The organism is Arenimonas sp. (assembly GCF_035721105.1).
In the GTDB taxonomy this organism is placed as follows: Bacteria; Pseudomonadota; Gammaproteobacteria; order Xanthomonadales; family Xanthomonadaceae; genus Arenimonas.
The window spans coordinates 51,003-76,190 of sequence record NZ_DASTNG010000017.1; the positions used below are offsets into that span (position 1 = coordinate 51,003).

The 25,188-nt window shown below is 67.5% G+C and carries 20 protein-coding genes and 1 riboswitch; of the genes, 14 read left to right on the forward strand and 6 right to left on the reverse strand.

Annotated elements, in window-relative coordinates; genetic code table 11:
- The first annotated feature begins 53 nt into the window (after window positions 1-53).
- The 9 genes from VFQ84_RS01815 (at window position 54) to VFQ84_RS01855 (ending at window position 9,718) form a co-directional block, all read left to right on the forward strand.
- Window positions 54-1,490, forward strand: coding sequence for an oligosaccharide flippase family protein (locus tag VFQ84_RS01815; protein ID WP_325128608.1), 1,437 nt, complete (start codon window positions 54-56; stop codon window positions 1,488-1,490).
- Between the two features lie 208 nt (window positions 1,491-1,698).
- A complete protein-coding gene (locus tag VFQ84_RS01820; RefSeq protein ID WP_325128609.1) occupies window positions 1,699-2,829 on the forward strand; it encodes a glycosyltransferase in 1,131 nt (376 codons plus the stop codon).
- Window positions 2,826-4,019: a glycosyltransferase gene (locus tag VFQ84_RS01825; protein ID WP_325128611.1), complete on the forward strand. Its 1,194-nt coding sequence runs from the start codon at window positions 2,826-2,828 to the stop codon at window positions 4,017-4,019. Before VFQ84_RS01820 ends, VFQ84_RS01825 begins: the two co-directional genes overlap by 4 nt.
- The gene (locus VFQ84_RS01830) at window positions 4,016-5,125 is read left to right on the forward strand and encodes a glycosyltransferase family 4 protein (RefSeq protein ID WP_325128613.1); all 1,110 of its coding nucleotides are present in this window, start codon (window positions 4,016-4,018) and stop codon (window positions 5,123-5,125) included. Before VFQ84_RS01825 ends, VFQ84_RS01830 begins: the two co-directional genes overlap by 4 nt.
- Before the next feature lie 9 nt (window positions 5,126-5,134).
- Complete coding sequence (locus VFQ84_RS01835; RefSeq protein WP_325128615.1) at window positions 5,135-6,184, forward strand: EpsG family protein; 1,050 nt, start codon at window positions 5,135-5,137, stop codon at window positions 6,182-6,184.
- Between the two features lie 17 nt (window positions 6,185-6,201).
- Window positions 6,202-7,371, forward strand: coding sequence for an ATP-grasp domain-containing protein (locus VFQ84_RS01840; RefSeq protein ID WP_325128617.1), 1,170 nt, complete (start codon window positions 6,202-6,204; stop codon window positions 7,369-7,371).
- On the forward strand, window positions 7,368-8,246 hold the full coding sequence (locus VFQ84_RS01845) for a carbohydrate deacetylase (protein WP_325128619.1): 879 nt from the start codon (window positions 7,368-7,370) through the stop codon (window positions 8,244-8,246). The genes VFQ84_RS01840 and VFQ84_RS01845 overlap by 4 nt, the downstream gene beginning before the upstream one ends.
- 28 nt (window positions 8,247-8,274) lie before the next feature.
- The gene (locus VFQ84_RS01850) at window positions 8,275-9,393 is read left to right on the forward strand and encodes a glycosyltransferase family 4 protein (protein WP_325128621.1); all 1,119 of its coding nucleotides are present in this window, start codon (window positions 8,275-8,277) and stop codon (window positions 9,391-9,393) included.
- 79 nt (window positions 9,394-9,472) lie between these two features.
- Entirely contained in the window at window positions 9,473-9,718 is a 246-nt protein-coding gene (locus VFQ84_RS01855) for a hypothetical protein (RefSeq protein WP_325128623.1), read from the forward strand.
- 82 nt (window positions 9,719-9,800) lie between these two features.
- Here the strand turns inward: VFQ84_RS01855 and serA are convergent, their stop codons facing one another.
- Window positions 9,801-11,042 carry a phosphoglycerate dehydrogenase gene (serA, locus tag VFQ84_RS01860; RefSeq protein WP_325128625.1) on the reverse strand — a complete coding sequence of 414 codons (1,242 nt, stop codon included), beginning with the start codon at window positions 11,040-11,042 and terminating at the stop codon, window positions 9,801-9,803.
- A 94-nt stretch (window positions 11,043-11,136) separates the two neighbouring features.
- Between serA and VFQ84_RS01865 the strand changes: the two genes are divergently transcribed.
- Window positions 11,137-12,522, forward strand: coding sequence for an FAD-binding oxidoreductase (locus VFQ84_RS01865; protein ID WP_325128627.1), 1,386 nt, complete (start codon window positions 11,137-11,139; stop codon window positions 12,520-12,522).
- Between the two features lie 21 nt (window positions 12,523-12,543).
- Here VFQ84_RS01865 and VFQ84_RS01870 read toward each other — a convergent pair whose 3' ends face one another.
- Window positions 12,544-13,530, reverse strand: coding sequence for a hypothetical protein (locus tag VFQ84_RS01870; protein WP_325128628.1), 987 nt, complete (start codon window positions 13,528-13,530; stop codon window positions 12,544-12,546).
- Between the two features lie 244 nt (window positions 13,531-13,774).
- Window positions 13,775-14,668 (reverse strand): Hsp33 family molecular chaperone HslO, encoded by an 894-nt coding sequence (locus tag VFQ84_RS01875; protein ID WP_325128630.1) that lies wholly within the window; start codon window positions 14,666-14,668, stop codon window positions 13,775-13,777.
- Window positions 14,669-14,898: 230 nt separating this feature from the next.
- On the opposite strand from VFQ84_RS01875, the gene mtgA reads away from it, so the two are divergent.
- The 3 genes from mtgA (at window position 14,899) to VFQ84_RS01890 (ending at window position 17,199) form a co-directional block, all read left to right on the forward strand.
- The gene (mtgA, locus tag VFQ84_RS01880) at window positions 14,899-15,609 is read left to right on the forward strand and encodes a monofunctional biosynthetic peptidoglycan transglycosylase (RefSeq protein WP_325128632.1); all 711 of its coding nucleotides are present in this window, start codon (window positions 14,899-14,901) and stop codon (window positions 15,607-15,609) included.
- An 84-nt stretch (window positions 15,610-15,693) separates the two neighbouring features.
- Complete coding sequence (locus tag VFQ84_RS01885; RefSeq protein WP_325128634.1) at window positions 15,694-16,689, forward strand: glycosyltransferase family 2 protein; 996 nt, start codon at window positions 15,694-15,696, stop codon at window positions 16,687-16,689.
- 81 nt (window positions 16,690-16,770) lie between these two features.
- A complete protein-coding gene (locus VFQ84_RS01890) occupies window positions 16,771-17,199 on the forward strand; it encodes a CBS domain-containing protein (protein ID WP_325128636.1) in 429 nt (142 codons plus the stop codon).
- 188 nt (window positions 17,200-17,387) lie between these two features.
- Here the strand turns inward: VFQ84_RS01890 and trhA are convergent, their stop codons facing one another.
- The gene (gene trhA / locus VFQ84_RS01895; protein ID WP_325128638.1) at window positions 17,388-18,038 is read right to left on the reverse strand and encodes a PAQR family membrane homeostasis protein TrhA; all 651 of its coding nucleotides are present in this window, start codon (window positions 18,036-18,038) and stop codon (window positions 17,388-17,390) included.
- On the reverse strand, window positions 18,035-19,639 hold the full coding sequence (locus tag VFQ84_RS01900; RefSeq protein ID WP_325128640.1) for a peptide chain release factor 3: 1,605 nt from the start codon (window positions 19,637-19,639) through the stop codon (window positions 18,035-18,037). The genes trhA and VFQ84_RS01900 overlap by 4 nt, the downstream gene beginning before the upstream one ends.
- Window positions 19,640-19,931: 292 nt before the next feature.
- On the opposite strand from VFQ84_RS01900, the gene VFQ84_RS01905 reads away from it, so the two are divergent.
- Window positions 19,932-23,195 carry an autotransporter domain-containing protein gene (locus VFQ84_RS01905; protein WP_325128642.1) on the forward strand — a complete coding sequence of 1,088 codons (3,264 nt, stop codon included), beginning with the start codon at window positions 19,932-19,934 and terminating at the stop codon, window positions 23,193-23,195.
- Window positions 23,196-23,754: 559 nt separating this feature from the next.
- Here VFQ84_RS01905 and VFQ84_RS01910 read toward each other — a convergent pair.
- The gene (locus tag VFQ84_RS01910) at window positions 23,755-24,870 is read right to left on the reverse strand and encodes a phytase (RefSeq protein WP_325128644.1); all 1,116 of its coding nucleotides are present in this window, start codon (window positions 24,868-24,870) and stop codon (window positions 23,755-23,757) included.
- 116 nt (window positions 24,871-24,986) lie between these two features.
- A riboswitch (SAM riboswitch) is annotated at window positions 24,987-25,104 on the forward strand.
- The last annotated feature ends 84 nt before the right edge of the window (window positions 25,105-25,188 follow it).

The following is a 25,188-nucleotide window of genomic DNA, read 5'->3' on the forward strand; positions in this document are numbered from 1 at the left end:
ATGACGGGGCAACTTTGATGAAGCGCGGATTTGGGCATGCTCTGGCTGCCTTCATGGGCTCCTCCATCCTTGGCTCGCTGACGCAGGTGCTGAAGGGAAAGATCTCGGCGCTGGTGCTGGGGCCGGCTGGCGTCGGTGTCGTCAATCAGCTGACGCTCTGCTTCAGCTTGTTCTTGACCGCAAGCAGCCTGGGCGTTCCCAATGGTATAGCGCGCAACATTGCCGTCCACCAGCGGGAAGAGGACGAGGAAGCTATTCGGGCGCAGCTGTCGTCGTCCTTCATCTTTCTCGCGGCTGTTTCTCTGGGCTTCAGCGGCCTGGGCATGCTGCTGTCGCCGCTGATATCGGACATGCTCTTTGACGACGGGGGCGGGCGGGCCAATCTGGTCGTGCTGGTCCTGCTGGGTGTTCCCGTCGGCGTGGCCGGTCTTGTGTATCGATCGCTTCTCAACGGGACACGGTCAGTTAAGCAGCTGACGTTCGCGCGCATGGCCGCCGATGTGCTGAGCGTTGCGGTCTTCGCCGCCCTGGTTGTTCCCTTCGGCATCCCCGGCGCAGCGCTCGGGCTGGTGTCGCTACATCTCCTGTACCTGGTCCTCATCTCCTGGGGTGCCCGGGTGGCTATCGGGGCCCTGAGTCGTCCGAGGCTGGCCGCGTTTCGCTGGCAGGCAGTGCGAATGAACATGGGTTTTGGGATCCACGGCCTTGTCATCGCCGTCCTCACCATCTTTTCGACATTGCTTGTGTCACGCTGGATCATCACGGACTTCGGCATCGCGGAAAGCGGGCTGTTCAGCGTCGCGCTCAAGGTGACGTCGGTCTACCTGGGGGGTCTTTACGCCGCCGCGAGCGGATACTATTTCGCCTCCATCGCCCGGGCGCAGACGCCGGAAGAGCTTGCCGACCAGATCGACAAGGCCATCGCGCTCTACATGGTCATCGTGCCGCCGATCATCGTCGGCTTGATGGCAGGTGGCGACCTGATCGTCCGGATCCTGTTCAGTGCGGAGTTTCTGCCTGTGGCGACCATTCTTTTGGTGCTGTTGCCCGGGGATGTGCTGCGCCTGGTGGCCGAGACCATTGGCCAGGCGATACTGGCTCGAAAGCACTTCGTCCTGTCTGCGGGAATCATGCTTGCCTGGACCGTGTGCTACATGGTCCTCGTGAAGATCCTCATGGCGCGCTACGGGCTGATCGGTATCGCGTTGGCCTATCTGGTGAGCCACGCCGGGCTGATGGTCGCGTTTCTGGTCGCGGGAAGAATCGTCCTGGGGTACCTGCCTCGCATAAGCAGTACTCTTTTTGCCATCAGGGGCTTCGCACTGGTCGGGGTGACCGCATTCGCTGTCTACGGGGTGGATTATTGGCCGATCAAGATCGCCATCGGTGTAGTTGCACTCGCCGGCTGGGCGGTGGTCAGCAGTTTTGATCCGCAGTTCGCGGCACATGCGAGGAAATCCATCGACATTGTATTGCGTCGCAGAAAGTAGGGGCTGCCCAGTGCAAATAGTGTCCGCTCCGGGCCCCATAGCGGATTTTTACCTTGGGTGAATAGCCTGAAGATCGCGATTTTTCCGTGTGCTGCAGCCATAATTGGGATTCAGTCGTGGAAGGTGCCATGAAGACCGTTGAGGACCTGAACACGCATGCCGCTGGCTTCTCGGCTTGGCTGTACCATCGGACGTTGAGCACAGCCCAATGAACCCCGCTGCGCGGCCTTCCCGCAGGATCGCCATCCTGCTTCCCGATCTCCGCCCCGGAGGCGCCGAGAGGCTGCACGTGAGTCTGGCCCGTGCCTGGATCGCACGCGGGTTCGAGGTCGAATTCGTATTGAGGCAGGCGCGGGGCGAGTTGATGGCGGAACTGCCCCTAGGTGCGTCAGTGTTCAGTTTGAATGCCGGCCGGGTTCGCAGGTCGATACTGCCGCTCGCGCGGTATTTGCGCTCAACTCCGCCCCGTGTGCTGCTGGCGGCCATGTGGCCGTTGACTGCAGTCGCTGCTTTGTCCGCGCGCCTTGGGGGTTATCGTGGCCGCGTGATCTGTAGTGAGCACTCACCTCTGTCCTTGGCGTATGCACGGCGCGGGGCATTGCATCGCTGGTTCCTGTCGGCGAGCCAGCGTTGGGCTTATCCGCGGTTGGATGCCGCAATTGGAGTATCGGCAGGCGTCGCGGATGACCTCGCTCTGACGTCGGGCCTGCCGAGGAAGGTGTTCACGGTGCTTCACAATCCTGCAGCGTTGGGCAACGCCGGCGTGCGAACGGACGTCCCACCCCAACTGGTTTCGGCGGCACGCCCCATATTCTTGACCGTTGGCACGCTCAAGCGGGTGAAGCGGCAAGACGTCCTCATCGATGCTTTCGCCAGGTTGGCCGCTCACGGACGAGGGACGCTGTGCATCCTAGGTGATGGTCCCGAACGTGGTGCGTTGGCGGCCCAGGTACAGGCGCTTGGCTTGGGCGAAGCTGTGCTGATGCCCGGATTCGTGGAGGATCCCGGCCCTTGGTATGCCTCTGCGGATTTGTTCATCCTGTCGTCAGAGTACGAGGGATTTGGCAATGTCATTGTCGAAGCCATGGAGTACGGGCTTCCCATCGTCAGCACCGACTGTGTCGCGGGCCCCTCTGAAATTCTCGAGGGCGGCAGGTACGGAACGCTGGTGCCCGTGGGTGACGCCGAGGCGTTGTCCGAGGCGATGCAGGGGGCGCTGGTGGCGCCGATCGACAGGGAGGCCCTGCGAGCCCGTGCCCGTGACTTCGGACTGGAAGTGGTTGCAGAGCGCTATCTCGACATATTGATCCCAGGCTGGCGTTCCGAGGTCGTGGCATGACCGCCGGGGTGCTTTACCTTTCCTACAGCGGCATGCTCGAGCCCCTCGGCCAGTCCCAGGTGCTCGCCTACCAGGAGCGCCTGGCCGCCGGCCATCCAGTGCACATCCTCAGCTTCGAGCGGCCAGGGGATTGGGCGAACGTTGCCCAGCGCGAAGCCATCGCCAATCGCATGGCCAACGCCGGCATCCACTGGCACCCGCTGCGCTACCACAAGCGTTTTTCGCTGGTGGCCACGTTCTGGGACATCCTCTGCGGCGCGTTCGTGGGCTGGTGTCTGGTGCGCAAGCACGGCCTGGGCGTCGTGCACGCCCGTAGCTACGTGCCTTCCATGATGGCGCTGATAATCAAACGCCTGACGGGTGTGCGCTACGTGTTCGACATGCGCGGGTTTTGGGTGGACGAGCGAGTGGATGGCGGCATCTGGTCGCGCGACGGGCGCGTTTATCGCGGCGCGAAGTGGTTCGAGCGCCGCTTCCTGCTGGCGGCCGACCACGTGGTTTCGCTGACGCAGGCCGGGCTCAACGAACTGGCGAAATTCAGCTACCTGCACGAGCGCATGCCGCCGGCGAGCGTCATCCCCACCTGTGCCGACCTGTCCCGATTCAAGCCGCAGGGCGCACCGCAGGGCGCGCTGACGCTCGGCTACGTGGGTTCGGTCGGCACCTGGTACTTGTTCGACGAAGTGGTGACCGCCTTCCGCCAGCTTCGCGAGCTTCGGCCGGACGCCAGGTTGCTGGTCATCAACCGCAATGACCACGCGTACGTCCGCGAACTTCTGCAGGCCGGGGGCGTTCCACTCGACGCGGTGGAAATCCGCGGCGCCACCCATGCCGAGGTCCCCGCGCAGATGGCCCGCATGCACGCGGGCATCTTCTTCATCAAGCCGGTGTTCTCCAAGCAGGCTTCCGCGCCCACCAAGCTGGGTGAGTTCATGGGTTGCGGCATCCCCTGCCTGGCCAACGCCGGCGTGGGCGACATGGCCGGGATCCTGGAAGCCGACCGCGTGGGCGTGGCCATCTCCGATTTCGACCCGGCAAGCATCCGTGCCGGCATGGCCCGCCTGCTTGAGCTGGTGGCTGACCCAGAAGCATCGGCGCGTTGCGTGGCTTCCGCGCACGTGCACTTCTCTCTCGACGAGGGGGTCCGCCGCTACCAGGCGGTGTACCGCAGCCTAGAGGTGAGCCGATGAGCGGCCAGACTCTGCGCCGACTGAGGGTGCTATTCCTGACCCGCTATCCGGTGGAGGGCGCTTCCAGCCGCTACCGCGTTTACCAATACCTGCCGCACCTCGAGGCGCTGGGCGTGCATTGCCAAGTGCAGAGCTTTATGACGCAGGCCATGTACCAGCTGAGTTTTTCGAAGGGTCGTTCGCTGCGCAAGATGTGGGAAACCGGCAAGGCCGTGTTGCGGCGGCTGGCCGTGCTGGCGGGATATGGCCGATACGACATCATCTACATGCAGCGCGAACTGCTGCCGTTCGGTCCGCCGATAATTGAGCGCTTCCTGCGCTGGCGCGGCGCCACGCTGGTGTTCGACTACGACGACGCGCTGTTTATCCACAAGCCCAGCCGCTACAACCCGCTGGCCAGCCTGGTGCGCTCCGCGGACAAAGTGCGCCAGTTGTTCGGTATCGTGCACTGCGTGATCGCCGGCAACGACTGGCTCCGCGACGAGGCCAGGCAGTCAGGCGCCCGGGCCGTGACCGTCGAGGTGGCTGAGGACACGGTGCGAATCCAGCCCCACGCGCCGCACACCAACGACCGGCCGGTCACTATCGGTTGGCTCGGCTCCAGTTCCACGGTGAAGTACCTGCGGCTTATCGAGCCTGTACTGGTCGATCTGGCCGCCCGTAACCCATTGCTGCGCTTCGAGATCATGGGTGGCGGTGACTTCAGGATGGAGGGAGTACCTTGGGTCCTGGCGCCTTGGTCGCTGCAAGGCGAGCTGGAGGCTCTGAAACGCTTCGACATTGGCCTGATGCCCTTGCCGTCCGAGGACTGGGCGAAAGGAAAGTCTGGGGGCAAAGCCCGGACCTACATGGCGGCGGGGGTCGTGCCCGTCTGCTCGGCGATTGGATATAACCTTGAACTGATTGACCCAGGCCGGACCGGGGTTCTTTGTTCCAGCTTGGATGATTGGCGCCGCGAAATAGAAATGTTGGCTGCCGACGCCGGGTTGCGACAACGTATCGCCGTTGCTGCGCGTGCGGAGGTCGAGTCCAGATTCTCGCCCGTCACCCAGGCGCGACGACTGGTTGGCATTTTCGAAACGCTGCAGCGTGGATCGAAGGAATAGTCCCAGTCGATGTATCCCTACATATTGATTTTCGCCATCGCTTCGCTCTTCGCCTTCGGTGCCAAGAAGGCGTCCTCCCATCGTGCGCTGGCCATTTTGTTTGCACTAACGCTCGCAATTTTTGTATCCACTCGCTACGAAGTGGGATGCGACTTCACCGGCTACGAGAATCGATTCCTGCAGCTGCAGGACCACCTCGACTGGGGTGAGATATTCGGGCAGGGCGAGGCGGGATTCCATCTCTTGAGCCTGCTCGTTCTGAATCTGGGGCTGCCCTACACGGGTCTGCTGTTCTTTAGTGGCCTGATATACATATTCTGCCTTGCACGTTTTTCCAAGCTGACAGAGCGGCCGCTGACCTTCCTCGCATTGTGCTTCCCCGTACTCGTGATCCAGCTGGGGATGTCCGGCATCCGCCAGGCGCTGGCCTTGGGCTTCCTGCTGCTGGCATTCGCAGCGTTCGCCGACAAGAGGCGTCTGGCCATGGCTATCTGGATTCTGGTTGCCTCACAGTTCCATACGTCGGCAATCATCTTCCTGCCCTTGGTCTACTTGATCGGAAGGGCGGTGTCCCTGCCGCGCCTGATCGCCGCGCTGATTGTTCTGGGGCCCGTGGTCGCCTGGCTCATTGGAGATCGCCTGAGTGTCTACAGTGACCGTTATGTCCAGCAGATCTACGGCGAGAATTCTTCCTCGGGGGCGTGGTTCCGCTACTATCTGGTGCTATTGCCCTTCCTCCTGTTCGAGTGGAAGCGCGCACTCATCGAAGCCGCTTATCCCAAGATTTACCCGCTCCTCCGTCTGTTCTCCCTGATCACGTTCTCGCTGGTCCTGGTGGGCGCACTGTCTAGCGTGGCGCTGCACCGCATGGTGTTCTACGTGATGCCGATGAGCATTCTGGCTTTGATCTGTCTTTCCCGCGTCATCTCGGGGAGGAGAACGATCGGCTTGGTCATGGCATCGCCGTTCCTGATTTATGGCCTCTACTTCGCGTCTTGGCTGACGCTGTCACGCCATGCCACCCTTTGTTACAACCCCTACGACTCTTGGTTGTTCTGATGGTGCAAAATTCTGCCTTGCACGCAGTTATCCTGGGCCTGTCCCCGACGGGCCTGTATGTCGCGAGGGAGCTGGGGAAAGCAGGCGCACGCCTGCTTGGCGTGGATTTCGGTCCGGCCACGGCGCGTTCATCCGTTCACTTCAACCGCGACGGAACCTGGCGCATCGAGGACCTTAAGGACCTCCTGCCGCGGCTGCTGGCGCATGCGGCTGGCGCCGGGCAGCCGCCCTTGCTGATTGCCACCAGCGATGTCTTCATTGAGTGGATGATCGACAACTCGGCCGTCTTGCGCACGGCCTTCATCTTCCCCGCCGGCTACGAGGCGGCCGCGCCGGACCTTCTCGACAAAGTCCGCTTCCATGCACTCTGCGCCCGCCACGGGGTGGAAACGCCGGGCATCTGGCAGGCCGCCGACCGAGCCAAGCTGCAGGCGCTGGCCGGCGAGATCCCGTTTCCCTGCATCCTCAAGCCCGTGCTGATCCATCGCGCCAAGGCCTTCCTGAAGGGCCACAAGGTGCTGGTGGCGCGCTCGCGCGAGCAATATCAGGAATACGTCGCAGCCATCCCGGACGAGTCGGGCGCATGGTTTGTCCAGGAGATCATTCCGGGGCCGGAGTCGTCCATTACGCTTTTCGCCGGCTACGTGGATTCCGCAGGTGGCCTGCGGCAAGGCTTCACGGCGCGGAAGCTGCGCCAGTACCCGGCTGGCTTCGGCTCGGCGTCGCTGGTCATCAGCGAAGACAACGCCGATACCCGCGAAATCTGCGAACGTTTCCTGCCGGCCATTGGCTATCGCGGCATCTGCGGCGTGGAGTTCAAGCGCGACCCGCGCGACGGTCGGCTCAAGATCATCGAGATCAACCCGCGGCCCACCCTGTGGTTCCACCTGAGCCACGCGGCGGGCAAGCGAGTTGTGCTTGCCGCGGCCAACGACCTGACGGGGCAGTCCGCACCGCCGGATCTGCCCCAGTCCAATGGGGTGCTGTGGCGCTACGCCCTCAAGGACTGGGTCTCGGCCGCCTTTTACGCCTTCAAGGGTCGCGGCTTCCTGTTCCCCGCGCCCGACCTGGCGGCCGCCGGGCCCACGCGCGCCCGCTGCTGGCCGGTGTTCGATGCGGCTGATCCGAAGCCCGCGCTGTTGGAGCCGATTCATTACGTGGTCAAGGCGTTCAAGAGGTTTGCATGAAGACGCTGATCGTGAACGCCGATGATTTCGGGCTGGCCCCGGCCGTGAACCAGGGCATCCTGGACGCCCACCTTGCCGGGTCGGTCACCAGCACCACGCTGATGGTGAACATGCCCGCCGCCGCCGAGGCAGCCGCCATCGCCAAGGCGCATCCGGCACTGGGCGTCGGTCTGCATTTCAACCTCACGCTGGGCAAGCCGCTGGCAGGCGCGTCGTCGGTGCCCAGCCTGGTGGGTCCCGACGGAAATTTCCACGAGCGGAGCGCGTTGGCGCGAGGGCTGTTCACCGGTCGTGTGCGCCGCGAACACCTCGTGCGCGAGCTCGACGCCCAGCACCAGGCCTACCTGGCGCTGGGCATTCGCCCCACGCATGTCGACAGCCACCAGCACGTACACGGCTTCCCGGCGGTGTTCGACGCCATCGCCGCGCTGTGCGAGGCGCAGGGCATTCCCACCCGCATGCCCTGGCTGCTCAAGCTGGGCGGCAGCCGCCCCAGCGCCGGCCGTGCCCTTCGGCAGTGGCTGCTGGGCCGCATGCTCCGCCGCAACGTGCGTCAGTGGCAGGGGCGCGTGCAGTGGAACGCGGGCATGGGCAGCCTGTTCGACTTGGGCGCCATCCCGGCGCAGCCGACGCTGGGCGACTACCGCTGCGTGTTGGAAGCAGCGGGCGAGGGCGTGTTCGAACTTATGGTGCACCCCGTTCCTGAGGCCGAGGCCGTGCGCGGCCTCACCCGCATCGGTCACGTCAGCGCGGCCGAATGGCAGGTGCTGTCGAAGCCCGGGCTGGATCAGCTGGCCGCCGGGCTCGGCTTTCGCATGGCCAACTTCGCGAGTGCCTTCGGGCCCAGTGCGCGGGGAGTCGACGGTGCAGCCTGAGGTCACCCCAAGGGCGAACCGGAAGGTAGTGCTGTTCGCCAACACAGACTGGTACCTCTACAACTTCCGCTGCTCCCTGGCGCAAGCCCTGAGGGCCGCCGGCTACGACGTCCTGCTGCTCTCGCCGCCCGGCCCCTATGGCGAGAAGCTCATCGCCCGGGGCTTCCGCTGGGAGGCCGTCCCGATGGACCGACGCAGCCTCAATCCTCTACGGGAGGCCGCGCTGTTGGTCTACCTAGTCAGGCTGCTCCGCCGCGAGCGCCCCGCGCTGGTGCACAGCTTCACCATCAAGTGCGCGGTCTATGGGTCCCTGGCGGCCCGGCTGGCGGGCGTCCCGGCCCGGGTCAATGCGGTAGCCGGCATGGGCTACGTGTTCACCAGCACCGACCTCAAGGCCAGGCTGCTGCGATTGCCCGTGCGCATTTTGCTCCGGCTTGCATTGGGTGGACCTAGCGCGAGGTTGGTTCTGCAAAACCCCGATGATGTGGCCATGTTCAGGCGGGCAAGTCTGGTTGCCGACGATCAGGTGCGACTGATTCCCGGCTCGGGGGTCGACCTGCGGCGGTTTGTCCCGTCAGTTCGAACGAGGGAGCCCGGCTCCGCGATGACGGTCCTAGTGGCAGCCCGTTTGCTGTGGGACAAGGGCTTGGCGGAGTTCGTTGATGCGATTCGACTGTTGCGATCACAGGGCAGGGAGCTGACATTCTTCCTGGCCGGCACACCTGATCCGGGAAACCCCGCGGCGGTCCCTGAGGAGACAGTGCGGGCGTGGGTCTCGGACGGTCTACTGGTGTGGCTGGGTCACGTCGACGACATGCCAGGCCTTTTCTCTAGCGTTGACGTCGTAGTGTTACCGAGTTACCGGGAAGGCTTGCCAAAAAGCTTGATCGAGGCCGCGGCTTGCGCGTTGCCCCTCGTGACAACCGACGTACCGGGGTGTCGCGAGGTCGTCACTGATGGATTGGATGGTTTGTTGGTTCCTGCCCGGAACTCAGTTCACCTTGCCAACGCGATTGCTCGCATTCAAGACGACCCTGCGTTGGGTAAAGCGTTGGGTGCAGCTGCGCGCGAAAAAGCCATTGCTGTATTTGATGAGCGTGTGGTTTGCCAAGCGACATTGGCTGTTTATCGCGAGTTGCTAGGTTGACTCGGAACGGGCGTGAATCTTTCTCATGGCCCGGAGGTGCGGGGTGCCTAGACTGGCGCCCTGAAAGGGGTGCGACGGCATGGACGACTACGGGGATACACCGGCGGCGGCTTCACCGGTGGCGGTGGAGTTGCTCGACCACTACGACTTGGCCGACCAGCCCGGGCGCACGCTGCAGGCGCTGCAGGTCTTCTTCCCGGGCAAGGCGATCGAGTACTTCGCCGCGCTGCAGGTTGGCGGCGTGGTGCGGGTGGATGATCCGGTGTTTGTTGACCTGGTGGGGCAGTTGGCGGCGCAGGGGTTTCGGGTGCGGTTGGTTGGCTAGGGGCGTTGTTGTAGGAAGGTCATGAGGCCCGATGGGCTGTGGAGAAAAGATTCGGGCCTGAAGGCCCTCCTACAGGGGGGGGTTAGTAGAGGACGCGGACGCGGAGGGTGCCGGGGATTTCCGAGAGGGCCTTTCGCAGGACGTCGGACTGTTGTTCGCTCGCCGTCACGTCCATCACCACGTAGCCCACCTTGGCGTCGGTGCGCAGGTACTGGCCGTCGATGTTGATGCCCTGGTCGCGGAAGATGTCGTTGGCCAGCGACAGCACGCCCGGCACGTTGCGGTGGATGTGCAGGATGCGGCGGCTGCCGGCGTGGCCGGGCAGGGACACTTCGGGGAAGTTCACCGCCGACAGGGTGCTGCCGTTGTCGCTGTAGCGGATCAGCTTGGCCGCCACTTCGGTGCCGATGTTGTCCTGGGCCTCCAGGGTGCTGCCGCCCACGTGCGGGGTCAGGATCACGTTGTCCATGCCGCGCAGGGGCGAGGCGAATTCCTCGTCGCTGCCCTTGGGCTCGACCGGGAACACGTCCACCGCGGCGCCGCCGATCTGGCCGCTGCGCAGGGCCGCGGCCAGGGCCTCGATCTCGACCACGGTGCCGCGCGAGGCGTTGATCAGGTGCGCGCCGGGCTTCATGCGCGCCAGCTGGTCGGCGCCGATCAGGTTCTGGGTGGCCGGGGTTTCCGGCACGTGCAGGCTCACCACGTCGCTCTGCGCCAGCAGGTCGTGCAGGCCGGCGGCGGGGCGGGCGTTGCCCAGGGACAGCTTGGTCTCGATGTCGTGGAAGACCACCTGCATGCCCAGGCTTTCCGCCAGCAGGCCCACCTGGGTGCCGATGTGGCCGTAGCCGACGATGCCCAGGGTCTTGCCGCGCACTTCGTGGCTGCCTTCGGCGGTCTTGCTCCAGCCGCCGCGGTGGCATTCGGCGTTCTTGCGCGGGATGCCGCGCATCAGCAGGATCGCCTCGGCGATCACCAGCTCGGCCACGCTGCGGGTGTTGGAATAGGGCGCGTTGAACACCGGGATGCCGGCCGCCTGGGCTGCGTCCAGGTCCACCTGGTTGGTGCCGATGCAGAAGCAGCCCACGGCGATCAGGCGGCGGGCCTCGGCCAGCACCCCGGCGCTGAGCTGGGTGCGCGAGCGGATGCCCACCAGGTGGGCGTCGGCGATCGCGGCGCGCAGCTCGGCGTCGGGCAGCGACTTCGCGCGGTAGTCGATGTTGGTGTAGCCGGCGGCACGCAGTTGGTCTACGGCGGTCTGGCTGACGCCTTCAAGCAGCAGGATGCGGATGTCCTGCCGGGGGAATGAGGTTTTCAGGGCGGCCATGGGAGGGGAGGGGGCAGAGGAAGATTCCTTGGTGCACTATGCTGTCCCGACTCGCTGCGCCGCAACATCCCTTTCACTGCCTGATCTGCCCGCCATGACCGATCCGCGCCTGACGTCCCTGCAAACCGCCGTGCCCGGCCTGCGGCTCAGCACCGAGCCCGGCGACCTGGAGCACTACGGCCGCGACTGGACCCGGCGCTGGACGCCGGCGCCGCTGGCCATCGCCTTCCCGGCCGACGTGGCCCAGGTGCAGGCGGTGATGCGCTGGGCCAGCGCCCAGGGCGTGGCGGTGGTGCCCTCGGGCGGCCGCACGGGGCTGTCGGGCGGCGCGGTGGCGGCGCGCGGCGAGCTGGTGCTCAGCCTCGAGCGCATGAACAAGGTGCTGGGCTTCGACCCGGTCGACGGCCAGCTCACGGTGCAGGCCGGCACGCCGCTGCAGGCGGTGCAGGAGGCGGCGCAGGCGCAGGGCCTGCTCTATCCGGTCGACTTCGGCTCGCGCGGCAGCTGCAGCATCGGCGGCAATATCGCCACCAATGCCGGCGGCATCCGGGTCATTCGCTTCGGCAACACCCGCGAATGGGTGGCCGGCCTGAAGCTGGTCACCGGCACCGGCGAGCTGCTGGACCTGGGCCGCGGCCTGGTCAAGAACTCCAGCGGCTACGACCTGCGCCACCTGGCCATCGGCGCCGAGGGCACGCTGGGCGTGGTGGTGGAAGCCACGCTGCGGCTCACCCGGCCGCTGCCGCCGGCGCAGACCCTGCTGCTGGCGCTGCCTTCGTTCGAGGCGCTGATGCAGGTGTTCGCGCATTTCCGCACCCGGGTGGACCTGCAGGCCTTCGAATTCCTCACCGACGTCGGGCTGCGGCACGTGCGCGCGCACGGCGCCAGCTATCCCTTCGACGCGGTGCACCCCTACTACGTGCTCACCGAATACGATGCCGCCGACGAGGCGCAGCAGGCCGCGGGCCTGGCCGCGTTCGAACACTGCCTGGCGCAGGGCTGGGTGGTGGACGGCGTGCAGGCGGCCAGCGAGGCGCAGGCGAAGCAGCTGTGGCGGCTGCGCGAGGGGCTGACCGAGTCGCTGGCGCCGTACCGGCCCTACAAGAACGACATCTCGGTGCGCATCGCCGTGCTGCCGGCCTTCCTGGCCCAGGCGCAGGCGCTGCTGGCCGAGGCCTATCCGCAGTTCGAGGTGGTGTGGTTCGGCCACATCGGCGACGGCAACCTGCACATCAACGTGCTGCAGCCCGCCGGCGTGGCCGACGCCGACTTCGTGGCCCAGTGCGGGCAGGTCACCGGCCTGCTGGCCGACCTGCTGCAGGCGCACGGCGGCAGCATCTCGGCCGAGCACGGCATCGGCCTGGCGAAGAAGGATTACCTGGGCAGCACGCGTTCGCCGGCGGAGGTCGCGCTGATGCGGGGGATCCGGGCCGTGATGGATCCGGCCGGCATTCTCAACCCGGGAAAGCTGTTCGACTGAGCCGCCCGCGGGCGGCGCCGCTCAGAGGTCTTGCTCGTAGCGGATGTAGGGGACGCGCGTTTCTTCGTTGTCTTCGTCGGCAGCGCTGAACGGGTTCTGGCCGCTGGGGGCCAGGTTGGCGGCGCCCAGGCTGAGGCGGCCGCGCCACGGGGCGCGCCAGGTGACGCCGACGCCCATGTCGCTGTAGCGGGTGTTGGTGCCCGGCAGTTCGATGACGCGGCCGATCACTTCCCCACCGAAGTTGCCAACCCCCCCACTGATCGTGAGCGTGCCGGTGTTCCACTCGGGCGGCAGGCCGCCGGGCAGCTGCGCGGCCGGCACGATGCGGGCGCGGGCGAGGGTGCCGCCGATGCTGACCCAGCCGGATTCACCGATCTTGAGTTCGCCCAGCAGGCCGATGTCTTCCTGCTGGTAGTCGGCGCTGCGCAGGGAAAGCATCAGCGGGCTTTCGCTGCCGTCGTCCAGCGCCGCGGTGCCGGGCAGGGCCAGCGGCGACTGCAGGCTGAAGCGGTTCAGGCCGAGGCTGGCGCTGAGGGCGCCGTCGTTGCCTTCCAGCCGCGTTTCCATGCGCACGCCCGGGCGGGCCAGGGCCAGCGGCGCGGTCGGGTTGGGCGCCAGGTTGGCGACCATGCAGTGCTGGGCCAGCGCGCCGAAGCTGCGCGACACCGCGTTGCCGTTGCACAGCAGGCCGACGGTGGGATTGGTTTCCAGCGAGAGGTTGGTGCCGACGCGGCGGCCGTTGGCCAGCGGGAAGGTCATGCCGGCGCCCAGGCTGGGCGTGGCGTTGCGGCCCAGCAGGCGGTCGAGCGAATTGCGCGCCGGGTTGGCGGCGGTCGCGCCCGATTCGATCAGCAGGAAGCCTTCGACCTGGTTGTTGCGGATGATCGGCAGCGCGGTGGTGCCGTCGTCCTGGTCGGGAACCACCAGCGGCGCGGGCGACTGCGCAAACGCGACCGCGCCCGACAGGGCGAGCAGACCGGCGATGGCGGAACGCAGCAGCGGATTCATGTTCATTCCTCGGTGGCTCTCTTGGAGCCTTGCCAGTCCGGGAAGTTCCCGGGTGGGGGGTGGCACGCGGATTTTACAGGAATTTAACGCTTGCGTCCCCCAGCTGGGAAGCCCCCTCTGTAGGAGCGCCTTCAGGCGCGAATCTTTTCGCCAAAAAGCTTCGCGCCTGAAGGCGCTCCTACAGGGGCGCGGCGTTGATGAGGGCGAGGCGTTGTGGGGGTGCGGGGTTATCCAGGACGCGGGGCTATTGCAGGCGCGTGGAACCCGGCGCAGGGACCGCCAAGCTGAACAACGCCTCGATCTGTTCAGCCTCGAAGCGATAGCCGCGGCCGCAGAAGTCGCAGTGCACCTCGGCCACGCCGTCCTCCAGGCTGGCGCGGGCTTCGTCGGCGCCCAGGCCGCGCAGCATGTCCTCCACCCGCTCGCGCGAGCAGCTGCAGGCGAAGGCCAGGGGGCGGCGGTCGAGCAGCTGCACGCCTTCCTCGTGGAAGAGGCGCCAGAGCAGGGTTTCCACCGGCAGGCTGGCCAGCTCGTCCGGGCCAAGGGTTTCGAACAGGGCGTTCACCCGGTCCCAGCCGTCCATGTCGCCCTCGGCGCCGGGCAGCTTCTGCAGGATCAGGCCGGCGGCGCGCTCGGCCTGGGTGGCCAGCAGCATCCGGGTGGGCAGCTGCTCGGACTGCTGGAAGTAGCCCTCGAAGGCCTCGGCCAGGCTGTCGGCGTCCAGGCTCACCAGGCCCTGGTAGCGGGTCATGTCGCGGGCGCCGGGCGGGGTGGATTCGATGGTGATGGCCATCAGCGAGCCCGGGCCGAAAGCGCGCGGGGTCAGCGGGCTGGGCACGGGGGTTTCGAAGTGGGCGATGCCGCGCAGGGTGCCGGCCGCGGTGCACTCGGCGAACAGGGTGCGCAGGCAGCCGGTGCCGCGCAGCTGCACGCTCAGGCGGCCGTCGATCTTGGCGTGGCCGGTGAACAGCGCGGCGGCGGCGCAGGTCTCGCCCAGCCGGGCGGCGATGGCCGGCGGGTATTCGGCGCGGCCGGCGATCTCGGTCCAGGCCTGGTCCAGGTGCACCACGACCCCGCGGATGCCGGAGCGTTCGAGCAGGAAGCGGGTGAGGGTGTCGCGGTCGGGATGGTTTTCCATGACCGCGATTTTACCCCGCCACCCCCAATAACGCCTTGCCCCTTGTAGGAGCGCCTTCAGGCGCGAATCTTTTCGCGAAGAGCTTCGCGCCTGAAGGCGCTCCTACAGGGAGGGTTGGCAGGCGAGGGTGGCAGGGGAGGTTGGCGGGGGAGGTTGGCGGGGGAGGTTGGCGGGGGCGGGTGGCCAGGTTCGCGGGGCGGGGGGCGGGGGTATGGCATGCTTCGCGGCCGATGACTCCCGAACCTTCCCGCTTTCGCCGCTGGCTGCGCCGCCTGCTCTGGCTGCCTGTCGTCTTCGTGTCCGTCACCTTCCTGCAGGTGGCGCCGCTGCGCTTCGTCGATCCGCCCACGAGCGCCTTCATGCTGTGGCGGCAGGTGGATGGCCTGGGCGAGGAGGGCTTTTCCCTACGGCAGGAATGGCGCGACTACGACGAAATCTCGGCCTACCTGCCGATATCCGTGGTGGCGGCCGAGGATCAAAAATTCCCCCAGCACCACGGCTTCGACCTCGAGGCGATCGACAAGGCGCTCGCGTCGAACGCCGAGGGCGGCCGGGTCCGCGGCGGCAGCACCATCAGCCAGCAGGTGGCCAAGAACCTCTACCTCTGGAGCGGCGGCGGCTATTTCCGCAAGGCGCTCGAGGCCTGGTACACGGTGCTGATCGAGCTGACCTGGCCCAAGCAGCGCATCCTGGAGGTGTACGTGAACATCGCCGAGTTCGGGGACGGCGTGTACGGCGCGGAAGCGGCGGCGCAGGCCTTCTTCAACAAGCCGGCCAGCGCGCTCACCGCGGCCGAATGCGCCCGCCTGGCCGCGGTGCTGCCCAACCCCAAGCGCTACAGCGCGCGCAGCCCGGGACCCTACGTGCAGCGCCGCGCCGCCTGGATCCAGCGCAACGCCCGCAACCTCGGCGGCCCCGCCTACCTTGACCCCACCCTGTAGGAGCGCCTTCAGGCGCGAATCTTTTCGCCAAAAGCTTCGCGCCTGAAGGCGCTCCTACAAGCGCGCGCGGATTATGATGCGGCCATGAGCTCCCCCCAGACCCTCACCGTCGTCATCGCCGCCTACAACGAGGACGCGGCCCTGCCGGTGTTCCATCCGCGCCTGCTGCAGGTGCTCGACGGCCTCGATCTGTCGGCGCGCGTGCTCTATGTCGACGACGGCAGCCGCGACGACACCTGGACCCTGCTCGAAGCCTTCGCCGCGGCCGACCCGCGCGTGGGCCTGATCCGCCTGGCCCGCAACTTCGGCAAGGAGCTGGCGCTCACCGCCGGCCTCGACCACGTCGACACCGACGCGGCCGTGGTGCTCGACGCCGACGGCCAGGACCCGCCGGAGCTCATCCCGGCCCTGGTGGCGAAGTGGCGCGAAGGCCATGACGTGGTCTACGGCACCCGCACCCGCCGCGACGGCGAGTCCTGGTTCAAGCGCTTCACCGCCGCCGGCTTCTACCGGGTCATGGCCTGGCTGTCGCGCACCGACATCCCGCGCGACACCGGCGACTTCCGCCTGATGTCGCGCCCGGTGCTCGACGCCCTGCGCGGCCTGCGCGAGCGCCAGCGCTTCATGAAAGGCCTGTTCACCTGGGTCGGCTTCCGCCAGGTCGCCTTCCCCTATGAGCGCGCGCCGCGCCTGGCCGGCCGCACCACGTTCAACTACTGGAAGCTGTGGAACCTGGCGCTCGAAGGCATCACCAGCTTCTCCACGGTGCCGCTGCGCCTGGCCACCTACATCGGCGTGTTCACCGCGCTGGCGGCCTTCGGCTGGGGCGTGTGGATCATCATCCGCACCCTGGTCTGGGACGACCCGGTGCAGGGCTGGCCGTCCCTGATGACCGTGGTGCTGTTCCTGGGCGGGCTGCAGCTGGTGGCGCTGGGGATCATCGGGGAATACCTGGGGCGGCTGTACATGGAGGCGAAGCAGCGGCCGCTTTACCTGGTGCGCGATGTCCGGCCCTTCGCCGCCGCGCCGGCAGGAGGGCCTTCAGGCCCGAAGCTTTTCGGCGGAGAGCTTCGGGCCTGAAGGCCCTCCTACAGGGGTGGTGGGGTGCAGGCGGGCGGCGGCGGGTCTATGATCGGGGCAAGGTCAACGGAGGGCAGCCCCATGCGCAACGTGAACCAGATCCTCGAGAACAAGGGTAGCGGCGTCATCGCCGTGCCGCGCGAAGCGCCGGTGCTCGAGGTCATCCGCCTGATGGCCGAAAACCACATCGGCTCGGTCCTGGTGATGCAGGGCCAGGAACTGATCGGCATCGCCACCGAACGCGACTACGCCCGCAAGGTCATCCTGCAGGGCCGCTCCTCGGCTGAAACGCCGGTCGGCGCCATCATGTCCAGCCCGGTCGTCTCGGTGCTCCCCACCGACACCGCCCAGACCTGCATGCAGATCATGACCGCCCGCAAGATCCGCCACTTGCCCGTCCTCGACGACGGCCGCCTGGTCGGCATGGTTTCCATCGGCGACCTGGTCAAGGCCGTCATCGAAGACCAACAGCAGGAAATCGCCCAGCTCCAGCAGTACATCGCCAGCTGAGGTGTCGCGGCGTTGGGGGTAGAAAGGGCTTTTGGACACGGATCAAAGCGGAAAGAGCGGATAAAGGCGGATAGAGCAAAAGCCTTTTGGATTTTGCTCTGGGCTTCTTAATCGTTATCGCTTTATCCGCTCTTATCCGCTCTTTCCGCTTTGATCCGTGTCCAAAAGCCCTTTCCCACCCGCCCCCCTCAGCCCCCCACCACCTGGTGGGTAACGGCCACGAAATGGCAGGCGCTGCCGATCAGGACGAAGGCGTGCCAGATGGCGTGGGCGAAGGGGATGCGGCGGCTCATGTAGAAGACCGTGCCCAGGGTGTAGGCCAGGCCGCCGCCGAGCAGCCAGCCCAGGGTGTCCATCGGGATCTGGCGCAGGAACGGCTTGATCGCCAGCACCACCATCCAGCCCATGCCCAGGTAGATCAGGGTGGACAGGCCCTTGAAGCGGCCGGTGAAGAACAGCTTGAACACCACGCCCGCCACCGCGAAGGTCCAGATGGCGGCGAACAGCCACCAGCCGCCGTCCTCGCGCAGGCCCACCAGGGTGAAGGGCGTGTACGTGCCAGCGATCAGCACGTAGATCGCGCAGTGGTCGAAGACCTTGAAGCGGCCCTTGATGATGCGGTCGTGGCTGGCGTGGTAGAGCGTCGAGGCCGAATACAGCAGCACCAGCGCGATGCTGAAGACGATGGCGCCGGCCAGCTGCCAGCCGTTGCCGAAGGCCGCCGACAGCGTGATGAGCACCGTGCCGCCGACCAGCGACGCCAGCGCGCCGATGCCGTGGGTGATGGCGTTGGCGCGCTCCTCGCGCGGCGATTCGTGGTCGTGCTCGTAGTCGGTCATTCGAGGGCGAGGGTCTGGGCGTGTTCGCGGGTGGCGGCGAATTCCAGGTCGGGCCAGCGCTCCATGGTCAGCTGCAGGTTCACGCGCGAGGGCGCCAGGTAGACCAGCTGGCCGGCGGCGTCCAGGCCCAGGTTCATCGCGTTCTTCTCGCGGAACTCCTCGAGCTTCTTCGGCGTGCCGCCCTTCACCCAGCGCGCGGTGGTGATGGTGATCGGCTCGAAGCTGGCGTCCACCGAATACTCGTCCTTGAGCCGGTAGGCCACCACGTCGAACTGCAGCGTGCCGACCGCGCCCAGGATCAGGTCGTTGCTCATCAGCGGCCGGAAGAACTGGGTGGCGCCTTCCTCGGACAGCTGGGCCAGGCCCTTCTGCAGCTGCTTGAGCTTGAGCGGGTCGCGCAGGCGGGCGCGGCGGAACAGCTCCGGCGCGAAGTTGGGGATGCCGGTGAAGGCCAGCGTCTCGCCCGCGCTGAAGGTGTCGCCGATCGAAATGGTGCCGTGGTTGTGCAGGCCGATCACGTCGCCCGGGTAGGCGGTCTCGACGATCTCGCGGTCGCTGGCCATGAAGGTCAGCGCGTTCGCCAGCTTCACGTCCTTGCCCAGGCGCACGTGGAAGGCCTTCATGCCGGCCTCGTACTTGCCCGAGCACACGCGCAGGAAGGCGACGCGGTCGCGGTGCTGCGGGTCCATGTTGGCCTGGATCTTGAACACGAAGCCGGAGAAGGTTTCTTCCTCCGGCGCGATCTCGCGCGAGGTGGTCGCGCGCGGCTGCGGGCCCGGCGCGTGCTCGACGAAGAAGTCGAGCAGCGGCTGCACGCCGAAGTTGTTCACCGCCGAGCCGAAGAACACCGGCGCCTGCTTGCCGGCCAGGTAGTCGGCCTTGTCGAAGGGATGCGAAGCGCCCTGCACCAGCGCCAGCTCGTCCTTCAGGTCGGCCAGCATCTGCGCGCCGATCCGCTCGGCCAGGCCGGGCGCGTCGATGGACGGGAAGATGGTGGAGTCCTGGCGGGTGAAGTTGCGGCCCTGCTCGAACAGGTGCACTTCGCCCGTCACCAGGTGCACGACGCCCTTGAGGCGCTGGCCCATGCCGATCGGCCAGGTGATGGGCGCGCACTGGATGCCCAGCACGCTTTCGATTTCGTCCAGCAGCTCGATCGGCTCCTTGCCCTCGCGGTCGAGCTTGTTGATGAAGCCCATGATCGGCGTGTCGCGCAGGCGGCAGACCTCCATCAGCTTGATCGTGCGCTCCTCGACGCCCTTGGCGACGTCGATGACCATCAGCGCGCTGTCCACCGCGGTCAGCACCCGGTAGGTGTCCTCGCCGAAGTCGGCGTGGCCGGGGGTGTCGAGCAGGTTTACGATGTGGCCCTCGTAGGGGAACTGCATCACCGAGGACGTGACCGAGATGCCGCGCTCCTTCTCCAGCGCCATCCAGTCCGAGGTGGCGTGGCGGGCGGCCTTGCGGCCCTTCACCGAGCCGGCCATCTGGATCGCGCCGCCGAACAGCAGCAGTTTCTCGGTCAGGGTGGTCTTGCCGGCGTCGGGGTGGCTGACGATGGCGAAGGTGCGGCGGCGGTGGGTTTCGCGCAGGTGTTCGGACATGGGGTGGCCGCGCGCGGGGCGCAGGCTGGAAGAGGGAAGGCCGCGATTATACCCGGCCGCCCACCCCGGCCCGGGCGGGCCGGGCATTTGTGACAGTTTTGGTCACTCTCGTTCATGCCGGGCGGGCGTGCGGGCCGGGACGGGTGACGAGGGCTATCGCCGTTAGTGGATTTCGCCGGGGGATTTCGGGGGGTGCGAGCCGGGGGTGCCAGATGGCACGGCAATTGCATGGGCACCTCCCGCCCGGCTTGCACCGGGCCCACGAAAACCAATCAAAACCAGGGGACCCCCGATGCTCACTAGATTGACCGCCTTGCCATGGCTGCTGGCCGCCTGGCTCCTGTTGGCCGGAGCCGCCTCCGCCCAGGTCGCCACCTACGCGCCCGTCGGGCCCCAGAACAATGTCCCGCTGACCACCATCACCGGGGGCGGCTGGACCGAGTGCCACCGCGAGACCTTCGCCACCAACACCCCGATCGCCACCATTTCGGCCGCCTGCAACAAGGCGCAGATGATGATGGCCTGCACCAACGACGACAACACGATCCAGCTGCTGGCGCAGGCGCCCAAGGCGGACGTGATGTTCGACACCGGCACCGGCAACGTGGCGCGCGAGGCCAACGGCAGCGCCTGGTACTTCAACGGCTCCTGGTCCTGGGGCTTCGCGCCGGGCGGCGCCACGCTCAACCGCAGCTCCTGCGACGGCGGCGATGACCCGACCTTCTCGGTCAACCCCGACCCGATGCGCATGTGCATCCATACCGGCGCCAACAGCACCAGCAACGGCTGGCGCTGCGGCTCCACCACCGGCAACAACGGCTCCGGGATCTACGCCTTCCGCCGGATCTTCTTCCACGCCGACGGCGCCGTGGCCGGTGCCACCGTGCCGGGCGCGCCAACCGCCGCCAGCGCGGTCGCGGGCAACACCCAGGCCACCGTCAGCTTCACCGCGCCGGCCACCGACGGCGGCGCCGCCATCACCGGCTACCGCGTCACCTCCAGCCCGGACAACGTCGTCGCCACCGGCGGCACCAGCCCGATCCTGGTGACCGGCCTGACCAACGGCACCAGCTACACCTTCACGGTCGTCGCCATCAACGCGGTCGGCGACAGCCTGCCGTCGCTGCCGTCGAACGCGGTCGTGCCGGTCGGTCCGCCGACCCTGTCCAACTTCAACGACATCAACCGCACCTTCGGCGATGCCGACTTCGCGCTGGTGCCGCCGACCAGCGACAGCGCCGGTGCCTTCAGCTACACCAGCTCGAACCCGGCCGTGGCCACGGTCAGCGGCGACACCGTCACCCTCGTGGGTGCCGGCACCACCACCCTCACCGCCAACCAGGCGGCGGACGGCGGCTTCACCGCCGGCTCGACCACCGCCACGCTCACGGTCGCCAAGGCCGTGCCGGTGGTGACCTGGATCGCGCCGCTCAGCCAGACCTTTGGCGATGCCGACTTCAGCCTGCCGGCGCCGACCAGCAGCAGCCCGGCCGCCTTCACCTACAGCTCGAACAACCCGGCCGTGGCCACGATCAGCGGCAACACCGTCACCATCACCGGTGCCGGCAGCGCGATCCTGACGGCCAGCCAGCCCGAGGGCGCGAACCACCTGGCCGGTTCGGCCACGGTCTCGCTCACCGTCGCCACTGCGGATCCGGGCCTGTCGGGCTTCGCCGACCTCAACCGCGTGTTCGGCGAGCCGGCGTTCACGCTCTCGCCGCCGGCTTCGGCCAGCGCCGGTGCGTTCACCTACACCAGCTCCAACCCGGCCGTGGCCACCGTCGCCGGTGACACCGTGACCCTGGTCGGCGCGGGCGTCACCACGCTCACCGCCAACCAGGCCGCCGACGGCAACTACGCCGCCAGCAGCACCACCGCCACGCTCACGGTCGCCAAGGCCGAGCCGGCCATCGGCTGGGTGGCGTCGCTCAACCGCACCTTCGGCGATGCCGCGTTCGCGCTGCCGGCGCCGACCAGCAACAGCACCGGTGCCTTCACCTACACCAGCTCGAACCCGGCCGTCGCCACGGTCAGCGGCAACACGGTCACCATCGTCGCGGCCGGTACGGCCACGATCACCGCCAACCAGGCCGCTGACGCCAACTACAACGCGGGCAGCGCCAGCACCGTGCTGACCGTGGGCAAGGCCGCGCCGAACCTGGCGTGGATCGACGACATCTTCAAGACCTACGGCGAGGCCGATTTCGACCTGGCCGATCCGACCAGCGCCAGCCCGGGTGCCTTCACCTTCACCAGCGCGAATGCCGCGGTGGCGACGGTGAGCGGCCGCACCGTCACCATCACCGGTTCGGGCAACACCGTGCTGACCGCGTCGCAGGCCGAGACCGCCAACTACGCGGCGGCGTCGGTGACGACCACCCTGCGCGTGGATTCGCGTCCGGACCCGACCCGTGACCCGGGCGTGGTGGCCGGCCTTCAGGCCCAGGTGGACGCCAGCGTGCGCTTCGCCAACGCCCAGCAGACCAACATCCGCGACCGCCTGCGCCAGGTGCGCTCGGGCAACAATGCCTCGAGCAATGCGCTGGCCCTGAACATGGGCAATGGCTTCGGCCCGGGCCTGTCGCTCAACGCCGGCCAGGCGCTGGGTGGCGACGCGCTGCCGCTGCCGGAAGGCTGGGGCTGGTGGACCGCCGGTGCGATCACCTTCGGTGACCGCGACGCGTCGCTGGGCAGCAGTGCCTTCGGCTTCCAGTCCGATGGCCTGAGCTTCGGCCTCGATCGCCGCGTCGGTGACAACGCGCTGATGGGCGTTGCGCTCGGCAACGGCTTCAGCGATGCCGATTTCGATGCCGACAACTCGTCGCTGGGCGGCAAGTACAAGTCGCTGTCGGTGTACGGCCTGTGGCGCAACGACCGCTTCTTCGTCGACGGCGTGCTGGGTGCGGGCCGCCTGGACTTCGACATCCGCCGCTACAGCGCGCTGGTGAACGACTACGGCGTGGCCGACCGCGAGGGCGACCAGCGCTTCGTGTCGCTGACCGTGGGCCACGAGGCCCAGGGTGAGTCGATGCGGGTCGCCGGCTACGGCCGCTTCGACGCCAGCCGCACCGACCTGGACGCCTACCGCGAATCCGGCCTGGGCATCTACGACCTGAGCTACAGCGACCAGCGCGTGGACAGCCGCACGATGTCGATCGGCGCCGAGGGTGGCAACGCCTGGGCCACCCGCGCGGGCATGATCCGGCCGTACTGGCTGGTCGAGTACCGCAAGTCGCTCAAGGACCAGAGCGACGTGGGCATCAACTACGTGGTGCTGCCCAACGCCAGCGACTACCTGCTGCGCCTGCGCAGCTACGCCGATGACGCCGTGGTCTGGGGCGGCGGCGTGGATATGGACCTGGGTCCGCGCTGGGGCCTGGGCCTGCTGTACCGCGGCGAGAACGTCTCGGGCGTGGGCAGCAGCTACAGCGTGGGCCTGCAGCTGAGCTGGCGCGGCGGTCAGCCGTCGGCGCCGGTGACGGCCGAGGCGTCGGAAGCCTCCGATGCGGCGGCCGCGGCGCCGGCGATGGGCACGACCCGCACCGGCACCCGCTAAGTACCCCGCAAGCAAACCAGAAAGGCCCCGGCATCCGCCGGGGCCTTTTTCGTGGCGGCCGCCAACGCGGTCCGCAACAAGGGCGCTGCATCGAAGTCCGGGACTCGCGCCGTCGTCACCGTGGAAGCGAGGGTCACCTCCCACTCAGTGAAGCCTTTATTTCGCGGGAGGTGACCCTCGCTTCCACGGCGCCGCCGGTGCGTAGCGGTTCCGGCGCGTGACGGAAGGCCCGCAGCCGCGCGCTCCGATGCTTACGCGTGCGGGATCAGGACCAAGGCCGGGCATCTTTCCTGCTGATCCGGTGGGTTAAGCGGGCCGAGGCGCGTAGACCCAGCACGTCAGCGCCTGCGTGTCCCTTCGGACACTGGATGTGGCTGCGGCGCGAGCCTGGAAGGTGGCCAGATCGGGGGTCCTCGCCGCCCGGCGGCGGGTGTGGGTTCGAGGCAAGCGTCGGTGCGACATCCGGCATCGAACGGCCTGCGCTGCGACGTGGTGCCGGTGTAGGAACGACGCCAAGCCACGGCTCTTCACCGGGGTGAGGGACCGTTTTATGCGGGGCTCAGGGCGTGGTGCAGTCGGTGCGCAGGGCCAGGGCCTTGGCGATGTCGCGCCAGTCGAAGGCGCCGGCGCCTTCGTCGTTGTGCGAGACGTACAGCACGCCGTTGGGGAACGCCCGGGTGCCCACCGCGTGCAGCCAGATGCCGTCGGTCACCGCGACCTGGTTGCCGGCGAAGCTGCCCTTGAACACCAGGCTCTGCCGGTCGAAGACGTGGAAGGCGGTGCGCTCGGGATTCTGGTCGGCGGTGATCCAGTAGCCGCTGCCGTCGGCGCAGGCCCACAGCGCGACGCCTTCGGCCTGGGCCTGGAAGCGCTCGGGCGGCAGGCTGCGGCCGGTGTAGGTGCCGTCCATCCGGTACTCGCGCAGGGTGGTGCCGATGCGGATGTCTTCCTCCGCGATCAACAGGCGGTCGTTCACCGGATCACCGGCGATCGATTCGACCATGCGCAGCGCGCCTTTCTCGCTGGTGTCGCCGAACTGCTCGACCAGGGTGGCGCGCGGCGTGGCGCCACGCAGGTCGACGTGGTAGCGCTTCACCCGCTGGTCGAGCTGGTCCAGCGGCGGCGCCAGCTCGATGCGGTAGTCGGCCATGAAGCTGTCGGTGACGAACAGCTCCAGCTCCCGCGGGGCGAGCTCGTGCAGCCACAGCCCGTAGGGGCTCTTGAGCTCATCGGCGCCGAAGGCCAGCAGCGGCCGGAAGCTGGGCAGCTCCAGCAGCTGCACGCGGTGGTTGTCGCGCTCGACCACGAACAGGATGTCGCCGAACACGGCGATGCCGTTGGGGCGCAGGAACTGTCCGGGCGCATCGCCCTTGCCGCCGATCGTGCGCAGCATCGCGCCGGTGTTGCCGTCGTAGACCACCAGCTGGTTGGTTTCCTTGCCGGTGGCGATCAGCCAGGTGCTGCCGTCGGGCAGGTTCCAGGCCGCGACCGAATCGATCTCGTGCTCGGGCATCGGCGCGGTGAGGAAGCTTTCGGCCACGTGCGCCATCGGCGGCGGGGTCTTGTCCGGCAGCGGGCCGGACGAGCTGTCGGGACGGGCCCCGGGGCCGGCGCAGCCGGCGACGAGCAGGGCCAGGGGCAGGGCGGCGAGGCGCCAGCGGTTCGGAGTGGTCATGGGCACCGATTATGCGGCGGGCCCCGGCGGGCTGGCCATCCCGCCCCGTATCCATCGCTTCATCCGCATGAAGGGATTGACATGGTCGCGAGGGAGGCGCAAAGTCCACCCCGCAACACCCATCGAGACCGGCTGAGGGGTAGGCCCGAAGACGCCGGGGCAACCCATGCACGAGCAATCGCGCATGAAGGTGCCAATTCCTGCGGGGACCGCGCGTCCGCCGAGAGATGGGTCATGTGCTTCCCCGCCCCGGCGGGGCACGTGACGCCGCTTTCCCGCAAGAACCTCCCTGGGTGCCCGACCCACCCAGGAGCCCCG